The organism is Nocardia altamirensis NBRC 108246, assembly GCF_001612685.1.
Taxonomy (GTDB): Bacteria; Actinomycetota; Actinomycetes; order Mycobacteriales; family Mycobacteriaceae; genus Nocardia; species Nocardia altamirensis.
The window spans coordinates 23,294-41,952 of record NZ_BDAY01000015.1 but is presented as its reverse complement, the minus strand read 5'-3'; the positions used below and the strand labels follow the sequence as shown (position 1 = coordinate 41,952).

Annotated in this window: 13 protein-coding genes; 5 read left to right on the top strand and 8 right to left on the bottom strand. The window is 66.4% G+C overall.

All coding sequences use genetic code 11. From position 1 onward, the window contains the following. Positions 1 to 57: 57 nt before the first annotated feature. Positions 58 to 3,252, bottom strand: coding sequence for a bifunctional cytochrome P450/NADPH--P450 reductase (locus NA11_RS10355; protein ID WP_069161706.1), 3,195 nt, complete (start codon positions 3,250 to 3,252; stop codon positions 58 to 60). Positions 3,253 to 3,434: 182 nt separating this feature from the next. Between NA11_RS10355 and NA11_RS46280 the strand changes: the two genes are divergently transcribed. Next, the gene (locus NA11_RS46280) at positions 3,435 to 5,528 is read left to right on the top strand and encodes an eCIS core domain-containing protein (protein ID WP_245745811.1); all 2,094 of its coding nucleotides are present in this window, start codon (positions 3,435 to 3,437) and stop codon (positions 5,526 to 5,528) included. A 32-nt stretch (positions 5,529 to 5,560) separates the two neighbouring features. Here NA11_RS46280 and NA11_RS10345 read toward each other — a convergent pair whose 3' ends face one another. Then, on the bottom strand, positions 5,561 to 6,073 hold the full coding sequence (locus tag NA11_RS10345; RefSeq protein ID WP_069161612.1) for an Lrp/AsnC family transcriptional regulator: 513 nt from the start codon (positions 6,071 to 6,073) through the stop codon (positions 5,561 to 5,563). Positions 6,074 to 6,292: 219 nt separating this feature from the next. On the opposite strand from NA11_RS10345, the gene NA11_RS10340 reads away from it, so the two are divergent. After that, positions 6,293 to 8,617: a thiamine pyrophosphate-binding protein gene (locus tag NA11_RS10340; RefSeq protein ID WP_069161611.1), complete on the top strand. Its 2,325-nt coding sequence runs from the start codon at positions 6,293 to 6,295 to the stop codon at positions 8,615 to 8,617. Between the two features lie 71 nt (positions 8,618 to 8,688). Here NA11_RS10340 and NA11_RS10335 read toward each other — a convergent pair whose 3' ends face one another. Beyond that, positions 8,689 to 9,657: an ion transporter gene (locus NA11_RS10335; protein WP_069161610.1), complete on the bottom strand. Its 969-nt coding sequence runs from the start codon at positions 9,655 to 9,657 to the stop codon at positions 8,689 to 8,691. A 306-nt stretch (positions 9,658 to 9,963) separates the two neighbouring features. Here NA11_RS10335 and NA11_RS10330 point away from each other — a divergent pair, with 306 nt between their 5' ends. Continuing rightward, entirely contained in the window at positions 9,964 to 10,389 is a 426-nt protein-coding gene (locus NA11_RS10330) for a hypothetical protein (RefSeq protein WP_141717514.1), read from the top strand. A 67-nt stretch (positions 10,390 to 10,456) separates the two neighbouring features. Here NA11_RS10330 and NA11_RS10325 read toward each other — a convergent pair whose 3' ends face one another. Next, complete coding sequence (locus NA11_RS10325) at positions 10,457 to 12,766, bottom strand: CocE/NonD family hydrolase (RefSeq protein WP_245745810.1); 2,310 nt, start codon at positions 12,764 to 12,766, stop codon at positions 10,457 to 10,459. A 283-nt stretch (positions 12,767 to 13,049) separates the two neighbouring features. On the opposite strand from NA11_RS10325, the gene NA11_RS10320 reads away from it, so the two are divergent. Further along, positions 13,050 to 14,141: an AraC family transcriptional regulator gene (locus NA11_RS10320; RefSeq protein WP_245745809.1), complete on the top strand. Its 1,092-nt coding sequence runs from the start codon at positions 13,050 to 13,052 to the stop codon at positions 14,139 to 14,141. Positions 14,142 to 14,191: 50 nt separating this feature from the next. Here NA11_RS10320 and NA11_RS10315 read toward each other — a convergent pair whose 3' ends face one another. The 4 genes from NA11_RS10315 to NA11_RS10300 form a co-directional block, all read right to left on the bottom strand. Beyond that, complete coding sequence (locus NA11_RS10315; RefSeq protein WP_069161607.1) at positions 14,192 to 15,169, bottom strand: GlxA family transcriptional regulator; 978 nt, start codon at positions 15,167 to 15,169, stop codon at positions 14,192 to 14,194. Positions 15,170 to 15,218: 49 nt separating this feature from the next. Continuing rightward, positions 15,219 to 15,620: a nuclear transport factor 2 family protein gene (locus NA11_RS10310; protein WP_084654479.1), complete on the bottom strand. Its 402-nt coding sequence runs from the start codon at positions 15,618 to 15,620 to the stop codon at positions 15,219 to 15,221. Positions 15,621 to 15,733: 113 nt separating this feature from the next. Beyond that, positions 15,734 to 16,522 (bottom strand): response regulator, encoded by a 789-nt coding sequence (locus NA11_RS10305; protein WP_245745808.1) that lies wholly within the window; start codon positions 16,520 to 16,522, stop codon positions 15,734 to 15,736. Positions 16,523 to 16,716: 194 nt separating this feature from the next. Further along, positions 16,717 to 17,319: a sensor histidine kinase gene (locus NA11_RS10300; RefSeq protein WP_167837614.1), complete on the bottom strand. Its 603-nt coding sequence runs from the start codon at positions 17,317 to 17,319 to the stop codon at positions 16,717 to 16,719. A gap of 572 nt (positions 17,320 to 17,891) precedes the next feature. On the opposite strand from NA11_RS10300, the gene NA11_RS10295 reads away from it, so the two are divergent. After that, the gene (locus NA11_RS10295; protein ID WP_141717513.1) at positions 17,892 to 18,656 is read left to right on the top strand and encodes a hypothetical protein; all 765 of its coding nucleotides are present in this window, start codon (positions 17,892 to 17,894) and stop codon (positions 18,654 to 18,656) included. Positions 18,657 to 18,659 lie beyond the last annotated feature (3 nt).

Genomic DNA, 18,659 nt, shown 5'->3' with positions numbered 1-18,659 from the left:
GCGAAACTCATCGTCCCGCATTCCCCTGGTTCGACCGCGCGGAACTGTGCGGCTCGATCACCGCCACACGTCCTCGACGTACCGTCCGGACGCGCTGAGCATGTCGAGCCAGGCCGCGGCTTCGGTCGGGTCGGCACCGGTGTGCTTGCGGTAGACCTCCGTCAGGGCCTCGCGGACACCGGGGGCCATGCGGGCGCCGTCGCCACAAACATAAATGTGTCCTCCGGCCTGCAAAACAGCCCACACCTCGCTGCTTTCGGCCAGGATGCGGTGCTGAACGAAACGGGCGCCATGTTCGGGCGCATGGGTGAAGGTCGGGCGGAGGCTGACGGCGCAGGCATCCTGCGCGGCTTCGAGTTCGGCGCGGTGGAGATAGTCGACATCGGGGTGATCGCAGCCGAAATAACAGAGCAGTGTGCCGGTAGCGCCGGTGTGCAGGCGATCGAGGATCGCGCCGCGGAACGGGGCGAGACCGGTGCCCGCGCTGATCACCATCACCGGGACGGCATGGTCGTCGGGCAGCCGGAATGCCTCCCGGCACGGGTTGACCTTGGCTTGCACCAGCGCACCGGGGCGCAGGCCTGCGAGGTAGTGGGAGGCGATCCCGCGGAACGTGCCGTCGCCGCCGCGATGCGGCGCGGCGAGTACGGAGATCATGAGGTCGACCGTGCCCGGTGCGCCCAGAGCGGAGGAGGAGATGGAGTAGTGGCGTGGCCGCAGGGGTGGCAGCATCTCCAAGAAGAGCTCGAATGACAGTTCGCAGGCTCGGTATTGGCCCAGCAGGTCGAGCACAGTGCGCCTGGCCCTGGTCACCTCTTGATCGAACCGCTCGTGCGGTGCTGACGCCAATTCGGCGAGCGGGCGGCGTTCGGGAGGACAAGCGGTGTGCGCCGCCAGCACTGCGAGCTGTTCGCGTGTTGCGGGGTCCTGCAACTCGACGAACTCGGTGAGCAGCCTGCGCAGTGTGAGCGGTCGGTCGACGGGCAGCGCGTTTCGGCTGCGGCGGTGCACGTGCAGCCGGACGGTGCGATCGAGGTCGAGTGCGAACCGCTGGCCGACTCGATCGACAAGTTCAGATGGGTTGTGCGGCAGCACCGCCAGGTGATCCCCGGTTCGGTAGGTGACGCCCTCGGGTAGGCGCAGTCGGAGGAAATGCTTGGACCGTCCGAGCGGGTGCGCCATGTCGACCAACTCGCGGCTGTCGAGTACCTCCATTGCCGTCAACCCGTGCCGTCCGGTGAGTTGATCGGTGACCGACGCACCGACTTCCTCCACCGTGTACAGCTGGGTCGGCTCGGCACCTGATCGGTCTTCGTCTGCGGTCGGCACACCGAACCGGTCGAGCAACGCGGCCCACAGTCGACCGGTCCAGTCGTCAACGGCGCCTGCGAAGTCTCCCGAGGCGTCGGCGGCGCCGCGCTCGGTCAGCGCGGTGGCCCCTGCGGTGGTCAGCCACTGGTCGATGGTCGAGGGGACGTGCTGGTAGGTGGCGGCCCAGTTGCGGTCACCGACACCGAGTACCGCGTAGCGAATCCGGTGCAGGGCACCAGGTTCCAGCTGTTCGAGCCAGGGGTAGAACTTGGCGGCGTCATCCGTCGGTTTGCCGTTGTAGGAAGCGGCGACGATCACTACCGCCCCGTCATTGCCAGGGAGGATGTCTATCGCGTCGTCGAGTGCGGCCACCGTCGTGGTGAAGCCACGCTCGGCTCCCTCCGCCGCGAGATCGCGCGCGATACCGGCGCACGTGCCCAGGTTCGATCCATAGAGCACAGTCAGTGCGGTGCCAGCGGCCTTGCGGTTGGTCGTTTCTGCTGGTCCGGTAGCCGAGCCGCGCGCGGCGACAGGCAACCGCCGTTCCGCGGCGCCGCGCCTGGCGAGCCGGAGAGTGAACCCGTCCGGTTTGATCGTCAGCGATTGCTTGATCTTCAGCTGATAGTCGGCGTGATCGAGCAGGCGGTAGCGGTGCACGAGCAAGCCGAGCACCAATGTTGCTTCGTGTAGCGCGAATTGGCGTCCGATACAGGCGCGCTCACCACTGCCGAACGGCTTGAACAAGTGCGCAGGCCTGGTGGACTCGCGTTCGGCGGCGAACCGCTGCGGGTCGAACAGTTCGATGTTCTCGCCCCAGGCCGGATCTCGATGCAGCGCCGGGGTGAACACCAGCAGCGACTCGCCAGCGCGCACCGCATACTTGCCACCGATCACGGTGTCCGCCAAGGGTTCTACGGCGTAGGCCGGGGCGGTCGGCCACAGTCGCAGCGACTCGTTCAACACCTGGCGCAGGTAGGTCAGCTTGCCGATGTCCTCGTAGGACGGTTCGGGATCGGGGGTATTGCCCCACAGTGCGTCCACCTCGGCCTGGGCGATGGCAAGGACCTCGGGATGTTTGGTCAGATAGTGCAGCGCGAAAGACAATGCTCCGCTGGTGGTTTCGTGCCCGGCGATCAGGAAGGTGAGCACCTGATAGCGGATGTTGACGTCGTCGAGGGGCGCGCCGGTCACCGGGTCGTCGGTGTGCAGCATGCGGCCGAGTAGATCGTCGGCGTTCTCGTCGGCCTGGTCTCGACGGCGTCGGATCACGTCGTCGACCAGATCCTTCATGTACCCGATATCGGTGCGGTAGCGCTCGGCCCGCCCACGCTGCAGGAGGTGCATTCCTGGCAGCGACTCGCTTTGTGACTGAGCGTAATCCAGCGTGCGGGACAGCGCGCTGATGAACCGATGCGGCTGCTCGCGGCGGAACGAGCCGAAGTCGTAACCGAAACCGCACAACCCGATCGTGTCGAAGGTCAACCGCGTCATATCGCCCGCCACATCGACCGGATGATCAACGGCGCTATCCCATTTCGCGAGCAGGCTCTTGGCGACCGTCAGCATGGTCGCGTGATAACCGCGCATCGCCGCCAGCGAGAACGCGGGCAGCAGGATGTCGTGCGCCTTGCGCCAGTTCGGCTCGTCGTGGAAGGCGGTGAACAATCCGTCGCCGCCGATATCGCGCAGCGCGAGGAGATCGGCGTGCACGTTCTTGCGGAAGCGGGTCTCGTCGGACAGTTCGGTAACCAGGTCGAGGCCGGAAACCATGGTGGTCTCGTCGCCGAAGAACCGGATCTTGAAGATCGGTCCGAGTTCCTTCGCTTCGGCGAGCAGGTAGGGGAGATTGTCTGCGCCGCTGGGAATCTGCAGCGCATGACCGATCAACGGCAACGCCGGACGCTCCGGGATCGTCTCGAGTGTGTGCACGGAAGTCCCCATCAGGAAACCGCCCTTCTTCTCCGCTGCGAACGTGGTAGCAGCCACGGTGCCTGGGCGGTGTCAAAGGGAGCCAAGGGCAACGGCAAGGACGGGTAAGAATCCGGGCGAACCAGTCTGCATGCCGCGAAAGATAGATCCAAGGATCTATTTCGTTCGCCGCCGACGGTGCCGATCATGGAGGGGTGTCCAGTCGAACAGGCGGCCGGAAAGCGGTGCCTACCAGCACGGGGATCGGGCCGTCGCACGTGGTCCGGCAGCCGGGGCTGCGCACTGCCGAGGCGCAGCGGGCGCCGGACGGGTTCGGCGTAGATCTGAGCGCGATACCCGCGACCAGGACCAATGACGGCGCACCACTCGACGCGACGATCCGGACCGAGATGGAGGCGCGCTTCGGCCACGACTTCGGCGCGGTGCGGATTCATGCGGGGGCCGCGGCGGACATGTCGGCGCGCGCGTTGCGAGCGCGCGCGTACACCGTCGGCAACGACGTGGTCTTCCGCGAAGGCGCGTACCGGCCGGGCACTGCGGCGGGTGATCATCTGCTCGCGCACGAACTCGCCCATGTCGTGCAACAGAATTGGAGCGGGGCGGGCGGCGCGCTCACGCCCGCGCAGGCGGAAAGTGACGCGCGACAGGCTGCCGCAGGCTGGCTCGATGACGCGCAGATCAACGTCCGAGGCCGGAGCCCCGTCCGGGTCGCCTGTGAGGACGAGGACGAGGACGACGCGGAGGGCGAGGCCAAGGCCGCCGAACGCGCGCGCGACAAAGCGGCCACCCAACGACGTGCGCGGGAGCGGGCGGCAGCGGGCAAGGACCCGGCCCTGCTCACCCAGGCGGAAGCCGAGAACGAAGCGCGCGCCCTCGAACGCAGCTACCGGCAACCCGGCGCGAAACAACGCTCCCCGGCGCGCAAAGCCGCCGACCTCGAGCGGTATCGCAGGCTGATCGCGCGCACCGCGGGAACAACGTTGGAGAAGAGCCAGCGCCGTGGCGCCTTCGACGAGCTGCAGCGCACACCGAGTGCCACGGCGGGTCCGCCGCAGACCAAACATGTCGCGGGCGGCCCGGCGCTACCAGACCACGACCTGCCGCCCGGACAGTCGAGTTATGCACAGCCGGATTACTCGTTGGACCGGCGTCGCCCGGACGGCAGCCTCGAACGGATCCACGTCAATCTCAAGTCCGACGATCTCGTGTCGCTGCAACCGTCCGCCGCGCGGGCCAGGGCTCGCGCGTACGTCGACCAAGCTGTGCGGAACAGCAGGCACCTGGCGAACGGCGAGAGCATCGTGATCAGTTTCGCGCAGGTGCCGTCGAAAGAGGTTCAGGACGAGATGAATTCGGTCTTGTTCCGGCCGGGCTCGCCGATCAGCGAAGTGCGGTACGGGACGACGACCCACCGTCGGCCGATCACCGGCGCCGGGGTGGTCACGCCAGGGACGAGTACGCCTCCGGCTGCGACGCCCGCACCGAAAAAGTCTTCTGCGACAAAGAAAAAGGCGGTCGTGAAGCCGCCCGTGGTCTCCGGGTCGGCGCCACCCGCCGTCAAAACACCCACCGCCACAAAACCACAACCCACCGTGAAACCGCCGGTCGTCGCCAACCCGCCTACCCCGTCGACAGTGCCAACCGCGAAGGTCCCGCCTGCCCCATCGACGGTGCCCACCGCCAAAGTCCCGCCTGCCACGACACCGGCTCCGGCCACGCCGAAACCTGCCCAGCAGCCGGTGACGGCGACGCCGCCCGCACAGACATCGCCCGGTACCACGCTGCCGACCCAGGCGCCGACCACCGCGAAGCCTGCGCCATCGCGTCCACTGACTGTCCGGGTGCGTGTCGGTTCGACCTTGCGCTCATTGGGATCTTCCTATGCCCTGTCGGGAGCAGGTCTCGCAGTCGATCTACTGGCCGCCTACTTCCGAGCCCGATTGGACGCCAAGGAGATTCAGAAAGGTGTCCAGGCGCTCTGGCCGAAAATCTCCGCCGACGTCAACCGCCGCGCCGCCGAGATCGCGGCCTTGCAGGCCGCAGGCAAGCCCGCGTTCGCCAACGTCAAGGTGTCCATCATCCGCGCCCGCCTCTTCATGCCCGGTGGGATGGGCGCCAGCGAGTCCGCAGCCGGCGTGGAGGGCGTCGAGGTCTCCGTCAGTTCCGCCGATATCAACACCGGCGAACACGGAATCTCGAACGAGGACTGGTACGACATCTTCAGCAGCAGATCAGAAATGACCTGGTCCTTCCCGGTCACCGCCGACACCGACGCCCCGGGGCCGTAGCGCCGCCCGGTCTAGCCGCCGGGGTCGACGGATCATCGGGTGGCGGAGTCGTCGCGGCTCTCCTGGATGCTTTCGGCGCGTGCGGCGACCAGTGGCTGGATGCGGTAGTCGACGAGTTCGCGCATGACCAGGGCGGTGTTGGTGCGTTTGACGCCCTTGATGTCGAGGATCTGACCGGCTATCCGATAGAGGTCGTCGGCGTCGCGGGCCACCACGTGGACGAGCAGGTCGGCGACGCCGGTGAGTCCGTGTACTTCGAGGACCTCCGGAATCTCGGCGAGCGCCGCCGACACCGCGGTGAGCTTGCGCTGCGTGACATGGGTGAGGACGAACGCTTGCAGCGGGTAGCCGAGGGTCGACGGCACGATGCGCCGCTCGAACGAGCGTAGGGCGCCGGACATTTCGAGTTTGTTCAGCCGGGCTTGGACGGTGTTGCGGGACAGTCCGGTGTCCGCGGCGAGCGCGAGAACGGTCGCGCGTGGCGCGTCGGAGAGTGCGAGCAGGATCCTGGCATCGATCTGGTCGACGGTGTGCGTGCTTGGCATTGTGACAACCCCGTTCTCATCACGACAGGTCCGCCGTAGGCAATCTGATCAAGTCCGCGTGTCAGTATTGCGCAAAACATCTCCTATTGCTGGACTTGCTGACAGTTCTGCACAACGGAACCTTCTCGGGTGGGTGTGCTGCCCGAACCTCGATCACTGTGTGCCCATGGCCGAGCCTCTGTGCGCGCGCCGCAACCGATTACGCGCGAGGAGACTGCGATGAGTGCCCCGGCCGTCGATTCAGGAGTCGAGTTCTCCGGTACCCCCGAAGGGCTCGAAGCGATTCAGCAGCGGGTGCTCTGGCTGTCCACGGCGATGATCCACCATGCCAATCGGGTGCGTCCGAATCCGAGCGGGCTCAAGGTCGGTGGCCATCAGGCCTCGTCGGCCTCGATGGTGTCGATCATGACCGCACTGTGGTTCGAGCAGCTGCGTCCCGGTGATCGCGTTTCGGTGAAACCGCACGCGTCTCCGGTGCTGCACAGCATCAACTATCTGCTCGGCGAGCTCGACGAGTCCTACCTGACCACGTTGCGTCAGTTCGGCGGACTGCAGTCCTACCCGAGCCGGGCCAAAGACCCTGACACGGTGGACTATTCGACCGGGTCGGTGGGCATCGGCGCCACCGCGCCGATCTGGGGTGCGATGGCGCGCCGCTACGTCAACACCCTCGACGGTGCCGCGGGCACGGGCCGCCAGTACTCCTTGGTCGGCGACGCCGAGCTCGACGAGGGCGCGGTATGGGAGGCCGTTGTCGACCCCGGCGTCATCGATCTGGGTGAGGTGGTGTGGATCGTCGATCTCAATCGGCAGTCGCTGGACCGGGTGGTGCCGAATATCGCGGCGGGCAGGCTGGAGAAGATGTTCGACGCCGCAGGCTGGCAGGTGATCACGGTCAAGTTCGGCCAGTTGCTCGAGTCGCTTTTCGCGCGGGCAGGCGGTGCCGAGCTGCGCACCCGCATCCTGGACATGTCGAATCCGGAGTACCAGCGACTGCTGCGCTGCAACGCCGAGGAACTGCGCACCCGGCTGCCGGGCACCGGCAATGGCAGCGCGGCGATCGCGACGCTGATCGCCGGACTCGACGACGAGACGCTGACGGCGGCGATCCGCAATCTCGGCGGTCACGACCTCGCCGCGCTGACGGCGGCCTACCGCCGGATCGATGATTCCCGGCCGACGATCATCATCGCCTACACCATCAAGGGTTACGGGCTGCCGGTCGAGGGCCACCCGCAGAACCATTCCTCACTGTTGAGTACGGCCGAATATGTCCAGCTGGCAAGCGATTTGGGCATGGATCCGGATCGGCCGTGGTCGCGATTCGAGGACAGCACCGCGCCGGGCCGGATGTGTGCCGCCGTCGCGGCCCGCCTGCGCCGCGATCCTGTTGTGCCGGTGGGGCTTCCGGCCATTCCTTCAGATTTCGGCAGGACGCCGAAGGGCACCGCGACCACCCAGTCCGCGCTCGGACGCGTGCTGCTCGATCTCACCCGCGCCGCACCCGAGGCCGCGCGCAGGATCGTGACCGTGAGCCCTGATGTCAGTTCGACGACCAACCTGGCCGGATGGGTGAACAAGGTCGGGGTGTGGTCGTCGGCCGAGCGGCACGACTGGTTCGCCGACGACGCCGAAACCATCTTGCACTGGCGCGAGAAGCCCACCGGTCAGCACATGGAACTCGGCATCGCGGAGACCAACCTGGTCGGCCTCATCGGCGAGCTCGGCGCCACCTGGAGTCGTTGGGGGCAGCCGCTTTTCCCGATCGGCGTCGTCTACGACCCGTTCGTCGAGCGCGCGCTGGAGCCGTGGTCGTACGGCATCTACGCCGGCGGTCAATCCATCCTGGTCGGCACGCCCTCCGGGGTCACCTTGGCCGCCGAGGGCGGTGCCCATCAATCCATCAAGACGCCGTCGATCGGACTCGAACAGCCGGGGTGCACCAGCTACGAACTGGCCTTCTCCCTCGACGTGGAATGGGCACTGCTCGCCTGCCTCAACCAGCTCGGCCGCCCCGGCGGCAGCTCGGCCTATCTGCGACTGTCGACGCGGCCCGTCGACCAGACGCTGGCCGCGGTGCCGTCCGACCCGGCCGCACGCGAGCGCCGTCGTCGCCAGGTCGTCGCCGGTGGGTATGCGCTGATCCGGCGCGACGATGCCCGCGTGACGATTGCCGCGATGGGCGCGATGATGACCGAAGCCCTCAGCGCCGCAACACGACTCGACCTCGCGGGGGTCCCTGCCGACGTCATCTGCATCACCAGCCCAGATCTCCTGTTCCGTGCGCTGCAAGCCCGCCAAGGTCGCGGCACCGGCGAAACCTGGATCCTCGATCAACTCTTCCCCGCCGATCGGGCGACCCCGCTGATCACCGTGCTCGACGGCCACCCGCACACCCTCACCTTCCTGGCCGGCATCAACCGGGTGCGCCACGCGGGACTCGGCGTCACCCAGTTCGGGCAAGTCGGATCCCTCGACGACGTCTACCGCCACCACGACATCGACACCGACGCCATCGTCCGCGCCGCCCTCGACATCGCCTGAATCCGCTGGCCCGCCAGGCCCACTCACGAAGGCTCGGTCGCGATGACCTGGCCTTCGTCCGGGCCGACTGGTCAGCGATGGCGGAGGACGGCGCGGCGTTGCAGGGTGGTGCGGATGGTTTCGTGGGTGACGCCGAGTCGGTCGGCGATATGGGCGAGCGGGTGGCCGTTGCGGTAGAGGATGACCGCGTGGGCTAGTTCGACGTCGCTGAGTTGTCGGCGAGTGTCGGGCACCAGGGTGTGTGTGCCGGAACGCAATGCGTTGACCTCTGCGCGGAGCGCGGTCAGTTCGCTGAGAATTGTTGTGTAGGAGGCACTGTCGGCTCCAGTTTGCTGGTCTTTGCGCTTACGGTTTTCCCCGTCCCGCACGTCTTCCGCCGCGCTCACCATGACGGCCAGGAACAAATTGAGCACCACAAAGGTGGAGACCAGGATGTAAACAAGGAAGAAGATCCACGCCAGCGGTTTCTCGGCCATCACCGTGCGCGCGATATCCGGCCACGCTTCGCCGGTCATGACTTGAAACAGCGTCCACATGGACGTGCCGAGGCTGCCGAAGTACTCCGGGGTTATCGCGCCGAACAACTTGGTGGCCATGACGGCCGCCACGTACAGGACCAACGCGAGCAGGCCGAGGATGGATCCCATGCCCGGCAACGCGGCGAGCAAGTTGGCCACCACCCGTCGCATGCTCGGGCTGACCGAGACCAGACGAAGCACCCTGAGGATGCGGAAGGCCCGCAGCACCGAAAGCCCACCGGATGCGGGCACCAGCGCGACGCCGATGACAAGGAAATCGAAACAATTCCACGGATCGCGAAAATAGCTGGGCCCGTAGGCATACAGCTTGAGCAGCATCTCGATGACGAATATTCCGAGCGCGACCGTGTCGACCAGATGGATCGACCTGCCTGCGATCGCCATCAGCCAGTCGGACGTTTCCGCACCTAGGGCCGCCGCGTTCAGCAGAATGACCGCGACGACGAACCGCTGGCATCGAGATGACTCGACAAAGCTTCGTGCACGTTCACGTGGCAACACCGACAGCCCTCCTGATTCGACATCGTGCAGTCGTCGTTACTGGCGTATCTGGCAGAGCGAACGGATCCGGGGGCAGTATCCTACGACGCCCGATCCGGCCCGATCCGACCCGGATGGTCGTCGGAGTGTCGGAATTCCCTGGTGGAGAAGCACTTCAGAACGGTTAGGCAGAACTTAACGCTCCGGCACCAGCCGAGTTGTTTCGATAATGTCGCTCGCGGTTTACGCAGCCGACCGGCTGTCGTGCGGAAGCGGGCGGCGAATGTCGCTCCACGGAAGGGGTATCCACTGATGAGGGCGCGGCGAATGCTAGCGGGAATAGTGTCGGCGGTGCTCGCTGCGCTGGTGTTCGGAGGGGTGGCGGCACCGGCGCAGGCGGACCCGCTGCCACAGTTGGCGACGATCGGCAGCACGCTCTACAGCTTCGGCGACGCGAGTCTGTGTGCAGGCGCGATCGACTTGGCGCTCGAGGCGGCACCACACCATCCGGGGCACGTGCTTGCCCACGTGACACCACGCGGCTATCTCGGCGGCCCGTGCGGCAACCAGGTGAAGCTGGGCTGGGTCGGCTCGGCGGGGCTGCAGACCCGGGATGTCTACGTCTACGCCGATGCGGCACCGGGCGAGACCATCACGACGGACCTGTGGGTCGGCACGGGCCCGGCGAAGGTCATGGCCATCGCGTGGCCGATCCGGAGCACCTTCGCGGAGTGGTACCTGTTGGTGCCGTAAGGGCTGATCGACCACCGCAGGCCGCGCAGGACGGAAACGCCCTGCGCGGCCTACGTTTTCCCGATGTCTATCCGGGGATGGTGACACTCAGCGGAACGTTCACCCAGCTCGGCTGGCCAGGGTCCAGCCGAAGGTGCTGGGGCGCCAGTTGGCTGTCCACCAGGGCGAGCATCGGTGGCAGACCCTTGGGCAGGTTGCTGGCATAGATGTCGATGCGCAGCCGATGGCCGGGCTGCAGCACCGCATCGGTGGGATCGAGGGCGATGTCGAGGGTGAGCGGCCGTCCTGGCTCGACGGGCTCGCGCCGGTCCAGGTCCATGTAGTACTCGGGCCTGATGTAGTCGCCGTTGGCCGCCCTTGTGCTCTTGGCCTCATCGATCTGGCGGACCGACGCCAGTAGTTGTCCAGAGCTGATCTCACGGGAGCGGCCGTCGGGGAACACATCGTTGACGGTGACGACCCAATACCCGTCCGGGTGATCGAGCACAGTGTTGAGGTGTGCGTTGATCGGCCCTGAGAGCACCGTCGGCTCGGTCACCGGGCTGCTGGTGAAGGTGAGTCCGTTCAGCTCCCAGATTCGTGAATCCTGGTCGCACGCCATGATGATCGACGGAATCCCGGCCCAGATGCGGGACGTGTCCCGCGAGCACACGCTCAGCAGGCTGGGTGCCACGGTCAGGTCGTTGACCGTGCCTTGCACCGGGTCAGCCGAAAGTCCGCCGTCATACAGCGAGTTCGCCGTGCCAGAGCGTCGATCGTTCAGGTACATCCGCTGATGTGTGCCCGGCACCCTGGGGAACGACGGCGCCGAAGTCCATTCGCCACCTTGCTGTTTCAGGGTGAGCGGGCTGTATTTGTCGATACCGTTGTCGATTCCCTTGAGCCACTTGTCGAACCAGGCCCGCTGTAACACATCCAGCCGTGGCGGCATCCCGGGATGGCCGAACCCGGCAAGCCCGGCCCCGGCGTGGAACCCCTCGCCGACGATCAGCTTCTTCTGTTCGGTCGGCAGCGCCAGGTCGTTGTAGGTGTCGGTGGGCGTGCTACCGAAGATGTCCCACCACGCGCTGGCCAGAAAGGTTGGTGCGGTGATCTTTTCGGTGTCGGCCTTCATGCCTTTGCGCAGATCGGAATCCGGATCGATGAGCGCGCGGGTCTTCGGGGTGAGCTGTCCGGTGTTCATGGCGGTGAAGGCGTTCGCGACCACGTCCATGAAGGTGAGCGGATCGGCGAGCCGATCCTTGAACCATTGCAACTGCTGTGCCGGATCGAAGCGGCCCGCGATGATCGACTCGACATCGGGGGCGAACTTGGCCAGATTCACCGACATCGGCCAGAACGCCGCGAAGCCGAAACCCACTCCGCCGCCTGGGATGACGATGTCGTCGATCAGATCGGCACTTGGCACGAACCCGAAGACCGCTTTGATTGCCGGGTTTCCCCGGTCGGCGGCGCGTAAGGCGGCGATGGCGGTCGCGGAGGTGCCCTTGACCGCGACCGAGCCGTTGCTCCATGGCTGCCGGGTGACCCAGTCGATCACCTCGGCCGCGTCCTGGCGTTCCTTGTCGCCGAACAACTGCCAATGGCCCTGCGAGGTGCCGGTGCCGCGAATATCGACGTGCACCAGGTTGTAGCCGCCCTTGACCAGATCGAAGTTGTGCGCGGCTGTGGCCAGCAGCCCGGCATCGAGCTGCCTGGTCAGATCTGTCAGGCCCTCCAGGCCGGAGCCGGGCGGGGCGCCGACCGACGCCAACGCGGGCAACAGGACCTCATCGATGCCAGGAATCTGGAGCATCGCCGAGGCCAGATTGATGGCGATCTTGCTGTAGGTCTGGAATTCGACGATGGTCGGCAGCTTTTCGTCGACCGGGCGGCCGCCGTTGCCGGGACGCTGGACATCGAGCTTGATCACGGTGCCGTCGCTCATCGTGACGGGTATCGCCAAGTCCGGGAAAATTTGCGAGTACGGCTGGGGTCCGTCGACTGCCGCGGTCCACGCTGCCGCGTAGGGGCCGCCGGTGATGTCGGTGAACCCCTCCGGCGGTTCGGCGGACGCGAACGGCGTCACCGTCCCCGCGCAGAGAAGTGTTGCGGCGAAAAGTAGTGCGGGTCGTGCGAATCGCTTCGTGCGGGCCCGTGCTTCCATCTCGATCCATTCCTGTCCGGTTGCGGAAACTCGCTGCCCGGCGACCCGCGAAGTCCGGCCGTCGCACAGCGAGCGGGTGGCGGCTTTTCCGCGCGTATCGAGGTGGATACGGCCGGCGGCGAGTTCGGTGTGATCCGCACCGACTCGGTCGAAAAGCGCCCGCGACGGCCGGTGGTCTGCGGCGCGGTCCGCCGGCAGCTGGCAACCGGCCGCGCCACAGTGCTTGCTCATTGCTGCCTGAGTATGGCGGTGCGCCGCACGTTCCTGATTGCTCCAGGACGACAAGTTTTTGTCCTGATGCACTAGAGCGCAGGGCAGTCCGCACTGCCAAATTTTGCCATTTGATAGCCGCGGCCCCCGCCATTTGTGATACTCACTGTCTCGGAAAGATCAATCGTGCACGAACGACCGGTCTGGCCTGCCGATCAGTGGCTCGGCAGACGAGTAGCCGGTCCGGCTGCGACGACGCAGCCGACGAGTCCGGCCGAAGGTTGGTGATCCAGCGGTGGTGATCATGGCGCGCGCGGCAAGCCTGCGCGGTTACCCGGCGCTCGTCGACGAACTCGGCGGTGACGGCGCGCGGCTGCTCGAACGCTTCGGCATCACCCCGGCCGCGGTGAACGACGACGATGCTGTGGTCCCCGGCGAGGCGATCGGCTGGGCATTGCAGGCCGCGGCGGCCGAACTCGACTGTCCTGATTTCGGCCTGCGGCTGTCCGACCGCCAGGACGACAGTGTGCTCGGCGCGTTGTCGGTTGCTATTTCCAATGCCGCGACCCTCGGCGATGCGATCTCCTGTGCGTCCAAGTACCTGTTCGTGCACCACGCCGGGATTTCGCTCGCGCTGGTGCCCGACCCGGTAGACCAGCCGGGCGTGGTGGCGATCAACTTCCGTGATCCCGGCGAGGCGAACGGATTCGCGCAGGGCATCGATCTGTCGGCGGGCAGCATCCACCACCGATTGCGTCGCGCGGTCGGCGACTACGGCTTGCGGAGCATTCATCTGCCGCACCCACCCCTCGCACCCGCCGCCCGCTACGCCGAATTCTTCGGTGCCGAAGTGCGATTCGAGTCGAGCACCACGCTGTTGCGCATTCCGGCCGAACTGCTGAACCGGCCGATACCGTGCAGCGACCAGGTGCTGCGCACCATATCGATGGACTATCTGGCCAGGAACTATTCGGAGCTCGACAAGAGCATGACGGCGCGCGTCCGAATCACCATCGACCACAACTTCACCGGCACGAAGCCCGATATCGACGATGTCGCCAAGCGGCTGTCCATGCACGGCCGATCGCTACAGCGCGCGCTCGCGGACGAGGGCACGACCTTCAGCGAGGTGCTCGACGGTGCCCGCCGCGACGTCACCTACCGGCTGCTGCGCGAAACCGATATGCCGATGACCGAGATCACCGCGTTGATCGGATTGCGCGAGCAATCCACCCTGACCAGGGTGGTCCGCCGCTGGTTCGGCGCGACCCCGCAGCAGGTGCGCAACACGGCGCGCTCCGAGCGCGGCGGCGCCCCGCGAATCCAGGTGGCGCACAAGGGAAATACGTTGCTGTTTGAGCACCGAGCACTCGAAGCGGAGAAGCGCAGCGGGTGAAACCCCGCGAGCAGCCGGGTGTCGCGGCGTGCGGCAACGACATCATTCGATCAATGACCTCGGCTCGCCGACGTCTCCGTCCGGGTGGCGAAGGCGGCGCGGTACTCCTTGGGGGTTACCCCGACGATCCGGCGAAAGTGGTGGCGCAGTAGCGGTCCGGTGCCCATGCCGGTGGCGCGGGCGATCTGCTCGACATCCAAGGTGGTGTCCTCGAGCAGATGCTGAGCGCGGCGGATGCGTTGCAGGGTGAGCCAGCGATGCGGGGTCGTGCCGGTTTCGGCGGTGAACCGGCGCAGCAGGGTGCGGGTGGAGACGCTGGCGCGGCGGGCGAGCTCGGCGACGGTGTGTTCGACGGTGAGGTCGGTGAGGATCTCGTCGAGGACCGGCTGCAGGCTCGCGTCGGCGCTCGCAGGCACCGGCCGGTCGACGAACTGCCGTTGCCCGCCCTGCCGATGCGGCGCGATGACCATCCGTCGTGCGATCAGATTCGCTGCGGCGGAACCGATTTCCCGTCGGACCAGATGCAGGCACGCGTCGATGCCCGCTGCCGTGCCCGCGCTGGTCACGATCGATCCGTCGTCGACGAACAGCACGTCAGGATCGACGTCCGCACGGGGAAAGCGTTGCCGGAAATCCTCGACGTAACGCCAATGGGTGGTGCACCGCCGCCCATCCAGCAAACCGGCAGCACCGAGCAGATACGCGCCACTGCACACCGAAAGCAACACCGCGCCACGGTCGTAGGCGTCGCGCAGCGTGTCGAGGACAACCGGTGCGTACTCGCCGCGGACCGTCGCGGCGGGCACCACCACGAGATCCGCGTCGTCCAGCCCTGCCAACCCCACCGAGGGAACGAGCGCGAAACCCTGTGCGCAGGGCAGCGGCTCGCCGGGGCGTTCCCCGCATACCCGGAAATCGAAGGACGGCCCACCCTCCGCGGTCCGGTCGACGCCGAAGACCTCGCAGACAACGCCGAGTTCGAACGGCATGAAGTCCTCGACGACAATCGCGGCGACCGTGTGCAACATGGTTTTACGCTAATCGGTGCAGGTCGGGCCGGGTTTTCGCCACGCGGTCCTAGGGCGTGTCGATGATGGTGGCATCCCGGTGATACAGCTTTGCCACGATCGTCCATTCGCCGTCGACCAAGAGCAGGTTCAGGAAATCGACCATGACGTTGTCGTTGAGCCGTAGTCGCACCTTGGCCATCGCCATCTCCGGCGACAACATATCGATCCGGAGCACCGCGTCGTACCGCGGCGCGTTGTTCTGCAGCGGTGACCGCCGCCCCAGCATGAGCTCGCGGTACTCCTCGCGCGAACGCACGACAACCTCACCGTCCTGGGCGGAGTACAGCACTGCCGCAGGGTGGAACACCCGATCGAACAGGCTCATATTCTGGGTGTAGAGCAGTTCGAAGTAGTCCAGGAGCATTTCTTCGATCCCGGCCGTGCTGAGCTTTTCGTCGGTCCTGGTCATGGCTGATCTCCTCGCTGATTGTCGATCACATCCGCAGCGATTGTTCAGCAATCACAAGGACCGGCACCAGCAGCGAAAACGCCGTTCGCCGACAAGAAACCGACGGCGTATTGCTAGGCGAGTCCGTGACGGCGGGCGTAGTCGATGGCGGCGGTGCGGTCGCGCGAGGCGGTTTTGGCGAAGATCCGGTTGATATGGGTCTTGACGGTGTTCGCGCTGAGGAAGAGTGCTTCGCAGATTTCGGTGTTCGTCATGCCGCGGGCGACGAGCGAGAGGATTTCGCCTTCGCGGCGGGTCAGCCCGTCGGGTAGTTGCTGGGCAGGCTCGGGCAGGCCGCGGGCGGCGGCGAGCAGGGTGTCCTGCACGCGCGCGTCGAGCACGGCCATGCCGCCGACCGCGGAGTGCAGCGCTCGGACGATGCCTGCTCGATCGGCGTCCTTGGTCAGGAAGCTGCGGGCGCCGGCGCGCAGCGCGGACAGCACTGAGGCGTCGTCAGCGTAGGTCGACAGAATGACGACGGCGACGTCCGGGTGGTCGGCGGCCAATCGGGTCGAGGTCTCGATACCGTCGAGCACCGGCATCCGCAGATCAAGCAGCACGGCATCCGGGTTGTGCTCGGCAACTCGGTCGAGGGCCTGTTGTCCGTCGGCGGCGGTGGCAACCACGTCGATGTCGGGTAGCACATTGAGCATGAGGGCTAAGCCCTCTCGGACGCTGGCCTGGTCGTCGACAACGATGATCCGCAACGGCCTTTCGGCATCCATCGCCGCGTTCACGTTCCACCCCTTAGTGTCGGACATGTCGTGCACGTCTCGGTCGCCGGGGAGCAGGTTCAGCGATGTCGACAGTGCCTGATCGGTGATCTGGACCGGTGCGGGCGAAACCTCCAGGGACAGATTCACCTCATCATCCTTTATAACCGGCGGTACTGGCGTGACTGGCGGCAACCGAACTCTCCTGGCCTATCGGATAGCGGGCTCGGTAGCGTAGTCGGTCGGTTTGGCCGTTTCGTTACCGTGCGTTTCGTCACCGCACGGGGGGTGACTGTCGTCGTCGTGCCGGGTTGTGCGCTGCTTCGCGGGTCCGGCGCTCGACGTCAGTTCGGTACTCGCGCGGTGACCACCCACCGTCCCTGGCGGGCCCCCGCGGTGACCGTGCCGCCGAGCGGTGACAGCCGCTCCCGCATGCCGAGCAGCCCGTAGCCGCCGTCGACTGTTCGGTACCGCTGATCGGAAACGTTGTGGTCCAACGGGTTTTCGATAGTGAGCACGACGTCGCCCGACTCGTATCGCAGCGCAACGGTGATCGGTTGGTGTGGTGCGTGTTTGGCGGCGTTCACCAGCGCTTCGCCGGTCACCCGCACCAGCGCCAGCGCGGTCTCCGGTGCAGGCCACTGCGGTGTGTCCGCGACGGTCAGCGTCACGTCGGTGTGCTGGACTTCGCGGTGCCGGTCCACCAGCGCGGCGAGTTCCTGGTCGAGCGGCCGGAGCTCGGAGCGCAGCCCGTGCACGGCGCGGTGCGTCTCCTTGAGTCCTTCGCGTGCCGTCTGCTGCAGCTCGACCAGCAACTTCAGTGCGCTGTCCACATCGCCGAGGTCGGCGAGCACGGTGTGCAGCACTTCCAGCTGGATGCCGAGCAGACCGAGCGAGCCGGCCAGCACATCGTGGATCTCTCTGGCCATCCTGGCCCGTTCGGCCAAGACGGCATCCTGCTGGTCTTGCCGTATTAGGCTGGTATCCGGCTGTTGTGCGGCTGTCGTTGTGTCGAAAGTGTGCGGTGCATCGCGTCGGTCGCCGAGCTGGATGGTCTGGAAATCCCGGTTACCGCATTGGTCCGGAGGGTAGCCCGACCATGACGAAGCTGACGGCTCGACTGCGTGCATGGTTCCACCACACCTCAGCCGAGTCGGTTTTGTCAACGTGGGGTCGGCTCGTTGCCCGCAAGCCGACTCCGTCCCTGTTTATGGGGTTGTGCGCTGTATGCTGGCTCAGTCCTCGGGCGTCGTCGATGGGCTCGGGTGGTGCACGGTGATCATCATCGCCCGCAATTCAGGGTGACGTCGTCACCCCTGCGGGGTGATTTGCCCGCCGCGGCCGCGCCGCGCCCGGTTGTGCTCGCGGCGTCACCTCTGCGACGGCGCCGCTGACCATTGCCTTCGGCTCTGCCCGGCAGGGGCCCGCGGGCTGTGCACTTGCCGCACACGACCTCACCCTGTGCGGCGATGTAATCACCCTGGCTGCTCGGGCATCCTGCTAGATGTACGTGGAGTCTGTGATCGAAAGGGGGGTCCGTGTCCGCTGGCGCGACGCAGACGACGGTCCTCGGCGCGGGGTCCCGGTGATCGACGTGTTGATCGTGGGGGCGAGTTGGGCCTCGACGCCGCATCCGGTGACCAATACTTTTGCGGCTGCGCTGGATCCGGCCCGGTTCCGGCCGCGCCTGGTCTCGACGTCGGAGACCGGAGCGAGCGGCAAGACCGAACTCATCGGTGAAGTCATGCGTTGTCGCGAGCCGGTCGTGCTCGCCGGCTACGCGCAGGGCGCTGCCATCGCTGGTGATGTCGCCGCACAGGTGTGCCGAGGCGGGTTCGCCGGAGTCGAGATCGCCGGATGCGCACTCATCTCGGACCCGTATCGCCCGGCAGGCATGTCGATCGGGACGGATCCCGGCGGCTGCGGCATGCTCGGCCAGCGCACGATCGACACGGTGCCCGCCTACTGGGCGGCTGCGCGCGGCGACCTGACGACCGCGCTGCCGGTCAGCAGTGCACTGCGCATCACCGCCGAGGCATTCGAATACCCCGACCTCTCGACCGAGGAAGAAATGGTCGGGTGGGGCAGAAGGCTCGTGGACGCGGATATTCGGGAACAACTCCGCGAGTTCCCGTTCGGCCTGCGCATGTGGGATTCCAGGAGTGCCGAACTCAGCGAGTTGAGTGCATTTTTGTTCACCAAGCCCTACGTCGACGAGTACCTCGGCGAGGGTGGCGCCGCTGCGCTGGCGCACGTGCTCAACCGCGAGCTGAACGTATGTTGACGC